We start from the raw sequence: 15,073 nt of genomic DNA, 5'->3' as shown, positions 1-15,073 counted from the left end.
CACCGCACCGGTGCGCGCGGGGGCCCGCCGTGAGGAGACCCCCATGCACGCCACCGTACGAGCGGCCCTGCGGTCGGTCGTCGGCCCCGACCACTACCGCGAGACGGACGGCGACCTCGTCCCCTACAGCCGGGACGCGACGCCGCTGTTCCACGCCCGGCCCGACGCCGTCGTGTTCCCCGCGGACACCGCCGAGGTCGCCGCCGTCCTCGCGCTCGCCACCCGGCACGGCGTCCCCGTGATCCCGCGCGGCGCCGGGTCCAACCTGTGCGCCGCCACCGTCGCCTCCGAGGGCGGCGTCGTCCTCGTCCTCACCCGGCTCGACCGCGTTCTGGAGATCGCGCCCGCCGAACTCCTGGCCCGCGTCCAGCCCGGCGTCACCAGCGCCGCCCTCGCCGCGGCGGCCGCCCGCGAGAACCTGCTGTGGGCGCCCGACCCCGGCAGCCGCACCGTCGCGACGATCGGCGGCACGATCGCCACCAACGCGGGCGGGCTGCGCGGGCTGAAGTACGGCGTCACCCGCGACCACGTCCTCGGCCTGGAGGCCGTCCTGCCCACCGGCGAGGTGATCCGCACCGGCGGCCGGCTCCACAAGGACGTCGCCGGCTACGACCTCACCCGCCTGCTCACCGGCTCCGAGGGAACCCTCGCCGTCGTCACCGAGGCCGTCCTCGCCCTGCGGCCCGCCCCCGCGGCCGCCGGGACCGGCGTCGCCTACTTCCCCGACCTCGCCGCCGCCGGGCGGGCCGTCGCCGCGGTCATCGCGGCCGGACTGCTCCCCGCCACCCTGGAGTTCCTCGACCGGGCCTGCGTCCGGGCCGTCGAGGACTTCGCCCACCTCGGCCTGCGCACCGACGCCGGCGCCCTGCTCCTGTTCGGCGACGACGGCGAACCGGACGCCGTCGCACGGGCGTTGGAGCGCATCGGCGACATCTGCATCGCCCACCGGGCCCTCGACGTCACCACCGCGGCCGACGTCGCGCAGGCCGAGGCGCTGCTCGCCGCCCGCCGCTGCGCCCTGCCCGCCCTCTCCCGGCTCGGCGAGCTGACCGTCCTTGAGGACGCCAGCGTCCCCCGGCCGCGCATCGCCGAGATGGTGGACCGGATCGACGCGATCGCCGACCGGCACGGCGTCACCGTCGCCACCTTCGGCCACGCCGGCGACGGCAACCTCCACCCCACCTGCGTGGTGGAGTCCCGCGACGACACCGAGGGCATCGCACGGGTGGAGCGCGCCTTCGCCGACGTCTTCGCCGCCGCGATCGACCTGGGCGGCACCATCACCGGCGAGCACGGCGTCGGCGCGGCGAAACTCCCCTACCTCACCTCCCAACTCGGCTCCGACCAGGTCGCGTTGCTGCGCCGGATGAAGGCGGCGTTCGACCCGGCCGGCATCCTCAACCCCGGAAAGCTGGGATCATGACCGACCACCAGGGGCCCGTCCTCGACCCCGGCCTCCTCTCCCGCTGCATCTCGTGCGGCTTCTGCCTGCCCGCCTGCCCCACCTACGCGGCGACCGGCGACGAGGCGTCGTCGCCCCGGGGCCGGATCAACCTGATGCGCGCGCTCCAGGTCGGCGACCTCGGACCGGACGACCCGACCCTGCGGGAGCAGGCCTCGCAGTGCCTGGGCTGCCGGGCGTGCGAGCCGGTCTGCCCGGCGGGTGTGGAGTACGGGCAGCTCCTGGAGCAGTGGCGCGACCACCAGTGGCGGGGGCGGCACCGGCCGCTGCTCGCGCGGGCGCTGATGGCGGCGGCCGGGCTGCGGGGGGTGTGGCGGGTCGTCGGGCGGGTACGGGGGGCGGGGGCCGGGCGGAGGGCGCGCGCGGGCGCGGGGGCCGGTGCGGGGCCTGCCGGCCCGGCGCGGGCTGCGGAGACCTCGGGGGCTGCCGGATCTGCGGGGGCTGCCGGGTCTGCCGGGGCCGCGGGCCCTGCCGGGGTCGCGGGCTCTGCCAGGGTCGCGGGCTCTGCGGGGGTGCCAGGCTCTGCGGGAGCTGCCGGATCTGCGGAGGCTGCCGGCTCCCTCGTCCTCGGCTGCTTCGAGCGCGCCCTCTTCCCCGGGGTGAGCCGGGCCGCCCTCGCCCTCGATCCCGGGCTCACCGTCCCGCCCGGCCAGGGCTGCTGCGGCGCGCTGCACGCCCACAACGGCGACACCGCGACCGGCGAGCGGCTGGCCCGCCGGCTCGGCGAGGACCTGCCGGGCACCCTCGTCACCACCTCCGGCGGGTGCGCCGCGCACCTCGCGTCCGTGCTCGGCAGGGACCGGGTGCGCGAACTCTCCGAGCACGTCGCCGACAGGGGCGGCGTCCGCGGCGAGGTGCGGATCGACGGGCGCCGGGCCCGCGTCGCCCTCCAGGACTCCTGCCACCTGGCGAACGGCCTCGGCGTGCGGCAGCCGCCGCGCGACCTGATCGCCCGCGTCGCCGAGTACGTCGAGCTGCCGTCGGCCGGTACCTGCTGCGGGGCCGCCGGGACCTACTCCCTGCTGCGGCCGCGGGAGTCGCGGCGCATCCTCGCGGCGAAGGTCGACGAGATCGAGGCCGCGGGCGTCGACCTCGTCGTCGCCGTCAACCCCGGCTGCCTGCGCCAGGTGCGGACCGGGCTGCGGCGGCGGAGGTCGCGGGTGCGGGCCGTGCACCTGGCGGAGCTGCTGGAGATGGCGGCGGGGGGTGGCGTCTGAGCGATGCGCGCGGGGTTGGCGCGGGTCAGGTGCCGGCGTCCCGGACCACCGGCCCCGCTCGCCCCCGCCCGGCCACCGCGGCGACGTGGCCGTACCGCCGCACGCGATACGCCGGACCGCCGCCGCGCAGGCCGACCTGCTCGCGCTCCGACGTCCGCACGGGCCGTGCAGCCCGTTCCGACCACCCGGCCGCGGGGCCTGCCCGCCGCCGCGATCCGTTCCGACCTGCGAACCGAGAGAAGACCATGCCCTCGTCCACACCGTCCGTCCCCTCCGCCACCGACGCCGCCCGCGCCGCGGCCCCCGTCCTCGCCGCGCTGCCCCCCGGGGAGCGGGGCGCGCTCCTGCGCGCGCTCGCCGGCGTGCTGCACGACCACACCGACGACCTGGTCGCCCTCGCCGACGAGGAGACGCACCTCGGGGAGACGCGGCTGTACGGCGAAGTCCTGCGCACGCGGGTGCAGTTGCAGATGTTCGCGGAGATCGCCGAGGAGGGCTCCGCCCTCGACGTCATGATCGACCCGGCGGACGCCGACGCCGTCCTGGCCTCGCGCCCGGACGTGCGCCGGATGCTCGTGCCGCTCGGGCCGGTGGCCGTGTTCACCGCGTCGAACTTCCCGTTCGCGTTCTCCGTCCTCGGCGGGGACACCGCGAGCGCGCTCGCGGCCGGCTGCCCGGTGGTGGTGAAGGCGCACGAGGGCCACCCCCGGCTCACCGACCTGACCGTCGACCTCGCCGCCGAGGTGCTGCCGCCGGGCGCGCTCACCGTCGTCCACGGCCGGGAGGCCGGTCAGGCGCTGGTCACCGACCCGGTGATCCAGGCCGTCGGGTTCACCGGCTCGACCGCCGGCGGCCGCGCGCTCTTCGACCTCGCCGCCGGCCGACCGGACCCCGTCCCGTTCTACGGCGAACTCGGCTCGCTGAACCCGGTGGTGGTCACCCCGGCCGCGCTCGCCGCCCGCGGGCCGGAGCTGGTGGAGGGGTTCACCGGGTCGGTCACCCGCAGCCAGGGGCAGCTGTGCACCAAGCCCGGCCTGCTCTTCCTCCCCGAGGGGCACGGTCTGGACGCGCCCCTCGCCCGGGCGTTCGGCGCTGCGGGCGCGGGACCCCTGCTCGGCCCCTGGATCGCCGACGCCTACACCGCCACGCTCGCCGAACTGGCCGCGCACCCCGCCGTGCACGCCGTCACCCCCGGGGCCGCGGGGCCCGACCCGGCCCCCGCCCTGCTCACCGTCACCGCGCACGACCTGCGCGCCCACCCGGAGCTGCTGCGCGAGTGCTTCGGCCCGGCCTCCGTGCTCGTCACCTACGCCTCCGCCGACGACCTCCTCGCCACCCTGCGCACGCTGCCGGGCACCCTCACCGCGGCCGTCCACGGCGTCGAGGGCGAGCCCGCCGACGTGGAGACGGCCCGCGGGGTCTGGTCCGTCCTGCGCGCCGGCCGCCTCATCTGGAACGAGTGGCCCACCGGGGTCGCCGTCACCCGCGCCATGCACCACGGCGGCCCCTGGCCCGCCACCACCAGCCCCCTGCACACCAGCGTCGGAGCCACCGCCGTCGCCCGCTGGCAGCGGCCGGTCGCCTACCAGAACCTCCCCGACGCACTACTCCCGGAGCCGCTGCGCGACGCGAACCCGTGGGGGGTGCCGCAGCGGACCGGACGCTGAGGCCTCCCGAGGCAGGCCGGGCCAGGCCGCGGGGCCCGGCCTTCACCCCCCTATCCCTGCGCCCGCAGGCGCAGGATGTACGCCGCCGTCAGCGCCACGCCGGGGTCCTCGTCGCCGGACAGCCGGTCGAGGGCGGCGGTCGCGTCCGGGCCCGGGATGTCGGCGAGGGCCTGGGTGAGGCGGCGGCGGACGGCGGGGGGCTGCGGGGTGCCGGCGGGCGTGGGCGCGAGGCGGGCGGCGAGGGCGGCGGCGATGCGGCGGGCGGCGGCGGGGCGGGCCGCCAGCGCGCTCAGGGCGTCGGCGGCGTCGACGTCGTTGGCCGCGTCGGCGACCATGTCGACGAGGACAGGGATCGCGGACGGGACGCCGCGGGCGCCCAGGGCGAGGGCCGAGCGACGCCGGACGGCGAGGTCGGGATCGCGCAGGGCGTCGCGCAGCGCGGACGTCGCCGCGCCGCCCGGGAGCTCGGCGAGCGCCAGGACGGCGCGGACGCGGACGGCCGGGTCCGCCGCGGCGAGACCGCGCGCCAGGGGCGCGCAGGCGTCGGCGGTCGACCGCGCCAGCGCCCAGCGCAGGGCGCCGGCGACGACCGGGTCCGCCTCGCGCAGCACCGCCTCCACGAGTGCCTCGACGGGGGCCTCGGCCGCGTCCAGGGCGGCGCGCTGGCGCCGGTCCGGGTCCGGTGAGCGCAGCGCCCGGAGCAGGGCGACGACGTGCAGGACGTCGTCCCAGCCGGCCGGACCCGCGGCGTCGATGCGGCACAGGCGGGTCAGCAGCTCCGTCTCCCCGGCGATGCGTTCCCGCGTCCGCCGGATCAGGTCGGTGAGGACCCCGGACGGGGCGAACCCCGGTTCGTCCAGCGCGCGCCCGACATCCTGCAGGGACAGGCCGAGCGACCGCAGGCTCTCGACGTGCAGGAGGCGGGCCACGTCCTCGGCCGCGTACTCCCGGTACCCGCCGCCGGTGCGGTCCGTCGGGCGCACCAGGCCCAGCGCGTCGTAGTGCCGCAGCATGCGGGCGCTGACCCCGGACCGCCGGGCGACCTCGCCGATCAGCACGGGCCGTCAGCCCCCGGGGCCGCGTCCGTGGAGCGCCACCGCACGCTTCGCCTCCTCGATCAGGGACGCGAACCCGGCCTCGGGGTCCGCGAGGAGCCGTTCCGTGGCGAGCGCGTGGGCGCGGACGTCGGGATCGGCGTGCGCCGCCGCGTGCCGCAGCGACGGAAGGATCATGTCACCCAGCGCCACCAGCGCCCGGCTCAGGCTCCGCCGCGTGTCGTGACCGCCGCGGCCCAGCTGTGCCGTCAACTCCGTTGCCAGCCGGCCCTTCTCGCCGTCGGGAACGAGCGCGGTCGCCGCCCGCCACGCGCTCCGCGCCACCTCGTCGTCCGCGTCCGCCAGCACCTTGGCGGTGATCACCTCCCACCCGCGCGGGTCCCCGATCTTCGACAGGGTGTGCAGTGCCTGACTCCGCGCCTGCGCGCCCCCCGACCGCACCTCCGCCATCAGCAGCGGCACGGTGGCCTCCGCCGGGTGCCGCGTGATCGCCCACGTCAGCACCTCCCGCACCTCGAATGCGGGCTCCACCGCGCACCGCGCCACCAGTACACCCACGTACCGCGCCTCCGGCCGCGCCCCCGTGTCCAACGCCGCGCGCAACCGCACCTCCGCCCGGCCGTCCGCCAACGCGTCCTCGACCGTCCACCCGGCCATCCGCACCACCTCCGCACCCCACCCAAGACCTTGTCACGGTGCGAAGGTCAAGCCGACCCCGTTCACGCGCACCCGGGCGGGTCCTCCTTCGCCGGGACGAACTGCATCGTGGGGAGCCCCGCCGCGTCGAAGTTCGCCGTCTTCGGATCGATCAGGGTCATGTACCCCTCGATCCTCTGGTCGTAGGGGTCCGGCCGCTCGCCCCGCACGTGCTCCACACCCGGGAAGACCGTGTCGAGCACCCACCAGCGGTCGCCGAATCGGACCCACTTGATACCGCAGTGGGTGTTGATGTCGAACGGGTACGGCTTCTGCGTCGCGGGTGCGGACGGCCCCTCCTCCCACTTGGTCGACGGGTCGGACGCGCTCCGGGCCGGCAGCGTCGGCCCCCCGTACCCCTGCTCCTGCGGTCCGTCCGCGCCGGACGAGCAGCCGGCGAGCGCGGCCCCGGCGCAGAGCAGCAGAGCCGCGGCTCCTCGTGAGGCCCGCGCGCCGCGCGTCACTCCGCGCCCCCGGGCGCGGAGGAGGGCGACGGGGCCGGCACGGCGACCGGTGCGGACCGCGCGGGGTCGGGGGAGGGCGACGGCGGGGCGGACGGCGGTGGAGCGCCCTTCGGCCCACCGCGGCATGTCGTCGACGTCCGGTGTGGTGATCACGCCGTGTTCATATCATCGGTGCCACCCCGCCGACCAGCGGGTTCGCGTGCTACCGCTCCGCGGACTCCACCGCCGACTTGATGCCGGTCAGCGCCTCCTGGAGGCCCTCGTCGACCTGCTCGCCCTCGACGCGGCGGGTGTGGAGTTCGACGGAGAGACGGGAGGAGTCGGGGGTGTCGGCGGGGGAGACGTGGAGGCGGCCGCCGTAGTCGTGGGGGCCGGCGGCGCCCCATTCGAGGGTCTTGCCCTGCTCCAGGACGTGGATCCAGGCCTCGCCCTTCACGTCCCGCTCGGGGGCGTCCGGGGGGTCGATGTGGGCGGTGACGGTGACCTGGTCGCCGTCGTGGGCGTGCGCCGAGGTGAGGCGGGGGAGGTAGGCCGGCAGGTTCTCGACGTCGGCGAGGTAGGAGAAGAGGCGGTCGGGGGCGACGGCCACGGTGATCGAGTTGTCGTAGTTTCCCATGAGATGCCCAGTCCCCCTCCCGGAGTACGCGAAACGCGTCCGGTCCGCAGGTCACCCCGCCGGGTCAGTACAGACCGGCGCGCCGGGCGATGTCCTCGCCGTGCTGCATCCGGCGGCGGGCGTCGTCCCCGAGCGCGGTGATCACGCCGGCGACGACCGTCTCGAGGACGGCGAGGGTGGGAACGAGGCTGTCGTACGGCGAGGGCGCGGCGACCCGGCTCGGCAGGACGACCTCGGCGTGCGGGGCGGCGGGCGAGAGCCAGGTGTCGGTGAACAGGACGACCTTGCCGCCGTGTTCCTGGACGAGCGCGGCGAGGGTGGTCGCGTCCGCCTCGTAGCGGCGGTAGTCGAAGACGACCAGCACGTCCCGCCGGCTCAACGCGGCCAGGACGGCGGTGCGTTCGACGTCGCGGTCCGGCAGGAACCGTACGTCGTCCCGCAGTTGCATCAGGTGCAGGCCGAGGTACTGCGCGAGGAGGTGGGTGAACCGGCCGCCGACGAGGGTGACGCGGCGCTTGCGGTCGGCGAGCAGGCGGACCGCGTGCTCGAAGTCGTGCGGGGGGAGTTCGGCCAGTGTCGCGGTGAGCGCGCCGGTGAAGACCTCGCTGCCGTGGCGCAGGAGCGCGGAGTCGGCGTCGTCGCCCCCGGTCGCCGGCTCCCCGCGGCCGAAGCCCGTCGTCTCGTACAGCGACAGCGGCGACGCGTTGCGCGCGTCCAACTCGTCGCGCAGCGCGGCCTGGAAGTCGGGGAAGCCGCGGTAGCCGAGCCGGTTCACGAACCGGATCACCGTCGGCGCGCTGACCGCGGCCCGCTCGGCGAGCACCGCGACGGTCTCGAACCCCGCCGCCGGGTAGCCCGCGAGCAGCACCCGGGCGACCTTGCGCTCGGCCGGGCTCAGCTCGCCCAGCTTCTGCCGGATGTCGTCGGCGAGCGCGCCTGAGGCCATGGTGTTCGGTCCCTTCGGGGGTGTGCGGTCTTTCCGAGCCTACTGGTGCGGGGGTGCGGCCGACGACGGCAGGACCGCACCGTCCGGCCGGGTGCGGGTGGTCCGTGGCCGGACGCGCCCACGCGGCGGAGCCGCACGTCGATACCGTCCCGCGCCCCTGGGTGGGGGTGACTTCGCCCCCACCCAGGAGAGGGCTCTACTCGGACGTGATGCGGATGCCGAGGTTCGTCAGCGTCTGCGGTGCGGACGCGTCCTTGCCCCAGGCCAGGAAGCCCGGCGCCTTGTCGAACGTGACGGTGAACCGCGGCCCGTCCTCGTACGTCGTCGCCTGCGCCGTCCGCTGGGCGCGGGTCGCGGCGAGGGCGCGGGCGGTGTTGAGGAAGGAGTAGGGGACGCCGTCGGGGTTCGCGACGGAGTAGAAGACGTCGCCGTTCGCGGGCACGGGTGCGGTCCCGCCGGGCAGGAGCGGGCGCTTGCCCGCGGCGGGCAGGGTGAGCCACGTCCGGGGGTCGTAGCGGTCCCCGTCGGTGAGGTAGTTGTAGCGCACCCCGCTCACCGACCAGGTCCCCGCGCCGGTCCCTTCGGTCCCTCGCGCCCGGCGCAGGTCGAGCACGGCGACCCCGCGCGGGCCGAGCACCCGCACCCGCTCGCGCGGGCTGCCGGCGTCGTCCACGACGAGCGCGGTGTTCTCCTCCAGCGCGTACACCCGGTCGTTGCCGGTGTCCGCCGCGAGCCGGATCGCGCGGCCCTCGCGGCCGTACGCCCCGGTGTGCGTGTCGACCAGGCCCGAGCGCAGGAACCCGAACCCGCCCTCCGGCTCGTACCCGAGCACCGTCGCGTCGTCGAAGTACCCCGGCTTGCTGCCGTCCCGCAGGCCCTCGTACGACTCGCCGCCCGTCACCATGTCCTCGCCGGCCGCGATCTGCGCGCCCGCGCTGGACCCGGAGACCACCGCGCCCGCCCTCAGCTTGGCGCGGATCGCCGCGAGGACCTTGGTGTCCTTGTGCGCGGGGCCGTTCAGCAGCGTGGTCAGGTAGCGCGACTGGTCGCCGCCGCCGAAGAAGAACCCGGTCATCGAGTTGACCTGGCGGACGACGGCCGGGTCGTCCGCGTTCGCGATGTGGTCCAGGTCGACCGGGATCCACTGCGCGTCCGCGGCGCCGTGCGACTTGAACACGTCCGCGTAGTAGAGGCCGTTGCACTTGGAGTTGGAGCACAGGTCCGGGTCCGCGGCGTCCGGGTCCTGGCTCTCCGGCACGGACGAGGCCGTGATGACGCCGATCCTGGCGTTCTCGCCGCCGGCCCTCTTGATGATCTCGCCGTAGACCTGCTTGTTGTCGTCCTTCAGCCCGCCGCCGACCAGCACGAGCGACCCGGCGCGGTGCCCGCTGTCCGCGGTGGCGGTGGGCGCGGTGATGACGGTGAGCAGAAGGGCGGTGGCGCAGGCGGTGAGGGTGGAGCGGGTCATCGGACCTCCAGGTGGAAGAAACAGCTCGACCTGCACTCGAGGTCGAGGACGAGCCCAAAAAATCCGGCCCGGCGACGGTGCCTCCCCCGCTCGGGCGGAGCCGAGGGCTCGGGGGAGTCCGAAGCCGGAGTCACGTTCCCGCGGCACGGCCGCGGCAGGGGGCGGAGCCCCCCGGGGGGTCAGTCGCGCCGCGCGTCACCGAGCGCGGCGACCAGCCCCGCGAGCAGCGCGATGCGGGAGGGGACCGTGGTGGTGTCGAGCCACTCCTCGGGGGTGTGGTCCGCGCCGCCGACGGGGCCGAGCCCGTCGAGGACGGGCACGCCGACGCCGGAGATGATGTTGGCGTCACCGACGCCCCCCGTCGCGGCCGCCCCGAAGGTGAGGCCCAACTCCTCGCCCAGGGTGACCGCTTGCGCGAGCATGCGACCCCCCTCCGGCGTCGCCTCCATCGGCGGGCAGAGGTCGAGCTGCCGCACCTTCGCCGAGGTCCCCTCGACGACCTCGACCGCCGCCAGCGACTCGATCGCCGCCCGCGCGAGGGACATGCCCTCCGCCGACACGGACCGCACCTCGACCTGCAGCTCCGCCTCGGGGCACACGATGTTGGTGCGCTCGCCGGCCCGTACGACGCCGACGTTGACGGTGACCCCGGGCCACCTCCCGTTCAGCGCCTGCAGCTCGACGACGAGGTGCGCCGCGGCCAGCGCCGCGTTCGCCCCCCGCTCCGGCTCGATCCCGGAGTGCGCGGCCCGCCCGGTGACGGTGAGCAGGAAGTCGGCGACCCCCTTGCGGGCGACGACGAGGTCCCCGTTCTCCCGCGCGCACTCCAGGGCCAGCGCGCAGTCCACCCCGCGCGCCACCCGCTCGGTGACGGCCCGGGAGAACGGCGAGCCGATCTCCTCGTCGGGCGTGGCGAGGAAGACGAGCTCGGCGTAGTCCGAGACCCCGGTCAGGTCGAGGACCTCCAGCGCGGCGAGCCCGGCGAGCAGCCCGCCCTTGTCGTCGCTGACGCCGGGCCCGTGGGCGAGCGGGCCGCTGCGGGAGAACGGCCGCGCGGCGGCCGTCCCGTCGGGGAAGACGGTGTCCATGTGCGCGGCGAGCAGGACCCGCCGCCCGCCGTGCTCGGGGGCGAGCGAACCGCGCCGGCGGGCGACCAGCACATCGCCCGAGTCCGGTCCGCCGTCCACCCGCTCGACCGCGAACCCGAGGCCCGCCAGCCGCCCGGCGACCCGGTCGGCGACCCGGTTCACCCCGGCCGGGCTGTAGGACCCGGAGTCGACGGCGACCAGCTCGGCCAGCTCGGCGAGGTACCCCTCCAGGCGCGACTCCGCGTGCGCGAGGAGCCGGCCCGTCCGGGAGCCCTGCCGCGAGGCCGCGGTCACAGCACCTTGGAGAGGAAGGCGCGGGTGCGCTCCTGCTCCGGCTCGACGAGGATCCGGCGGGGGTCGCCCGCCTCGACGACCACGCCGTCGTCCATGAACACCGCGGTGTCGCCGACCTCGCGGGCGAAGCCGATCTCGTGGGTGACGACGACCATCGTCATCCCGTCGGCCGCCAACTGCCGCATGACGTCCAGGACATCACCGACGAGCTCGGGGTCGAGCGCGGACGTCGGCTCGTCGAAGAGCATCAGCTTGGGCTTCATGGCGAGCGCGCGGGCGATCGCGACGCGCTGCTGCTGGCCACCGGAGAGCTGGGCGGGGTAGTGCCCGGCCCGGTCGCCCAGACCGACCTGGTCCAGGAGCCGGCGCGCGTCCTCCCGGGCGCTCGCCGTGGACGCGCCGCCCACGCGGACGGGCGCCTCCATGACGTTCTGCTCGGCGGTCAGGTGCGGGAAGAGGTTGAACCGCTGGAACACCATGCCGATGTCGCGGCGGTGCGCGGCGATCTCCTTCTCCCGCAGCTCGTGCAGCTTGTCGCCGCGCCGCCGGTAGCCGACGAGGTCGCCGTCGACCGCCAGCTTGCCGCCGTCGATCTTCTCCAGGTGGTTGATGCAGCGCAGGAAGGTCGACTTGCCGGACCCGGAGGGGCCCAACAGGCAGCAGACCTCGCCGCGTTCGACGGTCAGGTCGATGCCCTTGAGGACCTCGAGCTTCCCGAAGTGCTTGCGCACGCCCTGGGCGTGCACCATGGGGGCGCTCAACGCACCTTCTCCTTACCGTTCTTGGACCGGGCGCCGAGCAGTCCACCGCCGAGCAGCCGCCCGAACACGGAGACCTGCTGGGACCGGCCGGTGCCCCGCCCGTAGCGCCGCTCCAGCCAGGCCTGCGGGATGCTGAGCAGGCTGACCAGGGCCAGGTACCACAGTGACGCGACGACCAGCATCGGGATGACCTGGTAGTTCTGCGCGTACACGTCCTGGATGTTGGACATCAGGTCGTGCGCGGCGATGACCGAGACCAGCGCGGTCATCTTGAGCATGTTGATCGTCTCGTTGCCCATCGGCGGGATGATGACCCGCATCGCCTGCGGCAGCACGATCCGGCGCATGGTGAGCGCGGGGCGCATGCCCAGCGAGTGCGCCGCCTCGGTCTGGCCGACGTCGACGGACTGGATGCCGGCCCGGACGATCTCCGAGGCGTACGCCGCCTCGTTGAGGCCGAGGGCGAGCAGCGCGGCGATCGCCGGCGTGATCAGGTCGTTCGTCGCGACCTGCACGAACGTGATGTCCGTGAACGGGACGCCGATCTTCACGTGCTGGTACAGCGCCCCCGCGTACCCCCAGAAGATGATCTGGACGAGCAGCGGGGTGCCGCGGAACACCCACACGAACAGCGACGACAGGCCGAGCAGCACCGGGTTGGTCGACAGCCGCATGACGGCGACGAGGGTGCCGAGGGCGAGCCCGAGGGCCATCGCGGCGACGGTCAGCCAGAGGGTGGTGGCCAGACCGTCGAAGATGAGGTCGGCGAAGAGGTACTTGCCGACGACGTCCCAGCGCAGGTTGGCGTTGGTGGCGAGCGAGCCGACGAGGCCGGCCAGCCCGAGCAGGGAGGCGCCCGCGGCGATCCAGCGGCCCCAGTGCCGTACGGGGACGACGGTGAGGTCCTCGTCGGCGGCGGTCTGCGGCGCGGTGTCGAGTGCTGTGGTCATCTTTAGTCGACCGCCGCGTTCTTGGTGGCCTCCTTGACGGCGATGGAGCCGACACCGTACTTGTCGAAGATCTTCGCGGCGGAGCCGTCGTCGATCAGCGACTGGAGGGCCTTCTGGATCGCGTCGGTCAGCTCGGGGAGCTTCTTGGAGACGGCGATGCCGTTGGGGGAGGCGTTGTAGCCGCCGGTGGCGGCCGGGTCGTCGACGACCTCGAAGGTGGCGCCGTCGTCGGCGGTCTTCGCCGTCCAGCCGGCGGCCGGCTTGGTCAGCACCTGGGCGACGACCTTCTTGGCGCGCAGCGCGAGCTGGGCGTCGGAGTCCTTCGGGAAGGTCTGGATGTCGATCTGGCCGCTGCCGGCCTTCTTGCAGGCCGCCTGGTGGCCCTTGAGCAGGTCGAGCTGGTTGGTCGCGGCCTGGACGGCGACCTTCTTGCCGCAGAGGTCGTCGAGGGTGGTGATCTTCTCCGGGTTGCCCTTGGCGACCATGATCCCGGAGCCGGAGACGGAGTAGTCGACGAAGTCGACGACGGCCTGCCGCTCCTTGTTGTCGGTCATCGCCGACATCGCCACGTCGAACTTGCCGGCCTGGATGGCGGGCACGATGCCGTCGAACTTCTGCGGGGTGAAGTTGAACTTCACGCCGAGCCGGGCGCCGATGGCCTGGCCGAGGTCGTAGTCGAGACCGGTCAGCTCGGGCTTGCCCTCCTCGACGAACATCTCGAACGGCGCGTAGGGCACGTCGGTGGCGACCCGGACGGTGCCGGAGTCCTTGACGGCGGCCGGCAGCGCGTCGTGCAGGGCCTGGTCCTTCTTGATGCTGACGCCGGCGACCTCGACGGCGGCGGCGCCCTTCGCGGGAGCCTTCTGCGCCGCGTCGTCCCCGCCCTCGTCCCCGCCACAGGCGGAGAGCGTCAGCAGGGCCGAGACCGTCACGGCCGCGACCGAGGCGCGGCGGGTCAGGTGTGCGTGCTTCACGAGCGATCCCTCCTCGAGGATTCCCGCCGCCGGTGACGTGACGTGGTGACACGTCCACCGCGGTCGGTACGAAGAGGAAGTTACACATGGCCGCAGAGTTTGAACAGATGTAACGAGTGTTACGTTCCGGTGACGGGGCCGTACGCCAGGGGAAACATGTCCGCGGAATGGTGTCGACGTTACATCTAGCCGACGAGCCGGAGCATCTGTACCTTCCATCACCACCACCGACTGTCGGTCGACGTGGTCACCCCCTCCATCCCCCCGGGAGAACTCCGTGCACTTCCGCCCCAGCGGCCGCCTGGCCGCCCCCCTCACCTGTCTGGCCACGTCGCTGGCCGTGCTGCTCTCCGCAAGCCTCTACGCGGCGGAACCCGCCCACGCCTCCGCCAAGCGCGTGAGACTGGGCAGCACCTCCGACGTCTCACGCACCGCCTGGTCAGGACCCGCCTTCACCATGAACGGCTCCGGCGGCGTCGTCCCCGCCACCATGACCAAGGCCATCAACGAGATCCGCGGCGGCACCGGCAGCCTCGACGTCGTCGTCATCGCCGCCTCCGCGCCCACCTCCGGCAGCCAGACGCCCGAGTGCGACGCCACCATGGGCCTGGCCGGCGTCAACTCCTGCACCACCTGGACGCTCACCACCCGCAACGACGGCAACAACAGCCAGGCCAACACCGACATCCGCAACGCCGAGTTCGTGTACTTCGCGGGCGGCAACCAGTGCAAGTACGCGGACTGGAAGGGGACTTCGCTGCAGAACTCGGTGAAGTCCGTCGTCGCCAAGGGCGGCGGCTCCGGCGGCGGCAGCGCGGGCCACCACATCAACAGCGCGATCGTGTATGACGCCTGCCAGGGCAGCGTCACCTCCGACGAGGCGCTCTACGACCCCTACGACCCGTACATCACCTTCACCACGGGCATGTTCAACTGGCCCAACTACGCCAACACCATCAACGACTCGCACTTCCAGGAGCGCGACCGGATGGGCCGCACCATGGCCTTCGTCGCCCGCGCCCTCGAGGACGGCCTCACCACGAACGGCGCCGCCTGGGGCGTCGGCGTCAACGAGGGCGGCTCGGTGTTCATCGACAAGAACGGCAAGGGCACCGTCTCCGGCGCCGACACCTTCGTCGTCCTCGGCGACCACCGGCCCGAGGTGGCCGACCCCGACGACTGGCTGACCTACTACGACTACAAGATCTGGCGGCTGCGCCCCGGCGCCACCTACGACTTCAAGAACCGTCCCAACTGCGGCTACTACCTGCGCAGCATCGTCGACGGCGTCCCGGACAACAGCCTCTACAGCGGCACCCCGGTCAGCTCCTGCTGACGCCGCCGCACGGCACGCGCGAGCGCCGCGACTGACGGCCACGACACGGACCAGGGCGCGGCGGGAGGAACCCTCCTCC

The 15,073-nt window shown here is 74.5% G+C and carries 14 protein-coding genes; 4 read left to right on the top strand and 10 right to left on the bottom strand.

Going from position 1 to position 15,073, the window contains the following annotated elements:
• The 3 genes from ACFWEG_RS23775 to ACFWEG_RS23765 all read left to right on the top strand — a co-directional run.
• Positions 1–1,423, top strand: a 1,423-nt coding sequence (locus tag ACFWEG_RS23775; RefSeq protein ID WP_387218617.1) for an FAD-binding oxidoreductase, incomplete at its 5' end; no start/stop codon positions are given.
• Positions 1,420–2,679, top strand: coding sequence for a (Fe-S)-binding protein (locus tag ACFWEG_RS23770; RefSeq protein WP_387218614.1), 1,260 nt, complete (start codon positions 1,420–1,422; stop codon positions 2,677–2,679). The genes ACFWEG_RS23775 and ACFWEG_RS23770, both read left to right, overlap by 4 nt.
• A 245-nt stretch (positions 2,680–2,924) precedes the next feature.
• Entirely contained in the window at positions 2,925–4,346 is a 1,422-nt protein-coding gene (locus tag ACFWEG_RS23765) for an aldehyde dehydrogenase (NADP(+)) (protein WP_387218611.1), read from the top strand.
• A 50-nt stretch (positions 4,347–4,396) separates the two neighbouring features.
• Here ACFWEG_RS23765 and ACFWEG_RS23760 read toward each other — a convergent pair whose 3' ends face one another.
• The 10 genes from ACFWEG_RS23760 to ACFWEG_RS23715 all read right to left on the bottom strand — a co-directional run bounded on the left by ACFWEG_RS23760 (position 4,397) and on the right by ACFWEG_RS23715 (position 13,658).
• Complete coding sequence (locus tag ACFWEG_RS23760) at positions 4,397–5,404, bottom strand: HEAT repeat domain-containing protein (protein ID WP_387218608.1); 1,008 nt, start codon at positions 5,402–5,404, stop codon at positions 4,397–4,399.
• Between the two features lie 6 nt (positions 5,405–5,410).
• Complete coding sequence (locus ACFWEG_RS23755) at positions 5,411–6,058, bottom strand: HEAT repeat domain-containing protein (protein ID WP_387218606.1); 648 nt, start codon at positions 6,056–6,058, stop codon at positions 5,411–5,413.
• Between the two features lie 62 nt (positions 6,059–6,120).
• Positions 6,121–6,714, bottom strand: coding sequence for a hypothetical protein (locus ACFWEG_RS23750; protein ID WP_387218604.1), 594 nt, complete (start codon positions 6,712–6,714; stop codon positions 6,121–6,123).
• 49 nt (positions 6,715–6,763) lie between these two features.
• Complete coding sequence (locus ACFWEG_RS23745; RefSeq protein WP_387218602.1) at positions 6,764–7,177, bottom strand: SRPBCC family protein; 414 nt, start codon at positions 7,175–7,177, stop codon at positions 6,764–6,766.
• A gap of 64 nt (positions 7,178–7,241) precedes the next feature.
• A complete protein-coding gene (locus tag ACFWEG_RS23740; RefSeq protein WP_387218600.1) occupies positions 7,242–8,123 on the bottom strand; it encodes a MurR/RpiR family transcriptional regulator in 882 nt (293 codons plus the stop codon).
• A 196-nt stretch (positions 8,124–8,319) separates the two neighbouring features.
• Positions 8,320–9,591, bottom strand: coding sequence for a cyanophycinase (locus ACFWEG_RS23735; protein WP_387218597.1), 1,272 nt, complete (start codon positions 9,589–9,591; stop codon positions 8,320–8,322).
• A 179-nt stretch (positions 9,592–9,770) separates the two neighbouring features.
• Positions 9,771–10,973: a M20 family metallopeptidase gene (locus ACFWEG_RS23730; RefSeq protein ID WP_387218594.1), complete on the bottom strand. Its 1,203-nt coding sequence runs from the start codon at positions 10,971–10,973 to the stop codon at positions 9,771–9,773.
• A complete protein-coding gene (locus tag ACFWEG_RS23725; protein ID WP_387218620.1) occupies positions 10,970–11,722 on the bottom strand; it encodes an amino acid ABC transporter ATP-binding protein in 753 nt (250 codons plus the stop codon). The genes ACFWEG_RS23730 and ACFWEG_RS23725 overlap by 4 nt, the downstream gene beginning before the upstream one ends.
• A gap of 8 nt (positions 11,723–11,730) precedes the next feature.
• A complete protein-coding gene (locus tag ACFWEG_RS23720) occupies positions 11,731–12,684 on the bottom strand; it encodes an amino acid ABC transporter permease (RefSeq protein WP_387218591.1) in 954 nt (317 codons plus the stop codon).
• Between the two features lie 2 nt (positions 12,685–12,686).
• Complete coding sequence (locus tag ACFWEG_RS23715; RefSeq protein ID WP_387218588.1) at positions 12,687–13,658, bottom strand: ABC transporter substrate-binding protein; 972 nt, start codon at positions 13,656–13,658, stop codon at positions 12,687–12,689.
• A 277-nt stretch (positions 13,659–13,935) separates the two neighbouring features.
• On the opposite strand from ACFWEG_RS23715, the gene ACFWEG_RS23710 reads away from it, so the two are divergent.
• The gene (locus ACFWEG_RS23710; RefSeq protein ID WP_387218585.1) at positions 13,936–14,994 is read left to right on the top strand and encodes a hypothetical protein; all 1,059 of its coding nucleotides are present in this window, start codon (positions 13,936–13,938) and stop codon (positions 14,992–14,994) included.
• Positions 14,995–15,073 lie beyond the last annotated feature (79 nt).

Source organism: Streptomyces sp. NPDC060194 (assembly GCF_042728285.1).
Lineage (GTDB): Bacteria > Actinomycetota > Actinomycetes > Streptomycetales > Streptomycetaceae > Streptomyces.
This window is presented reverse-complemented; position numbering and strand designations above follow the sequence as displayed.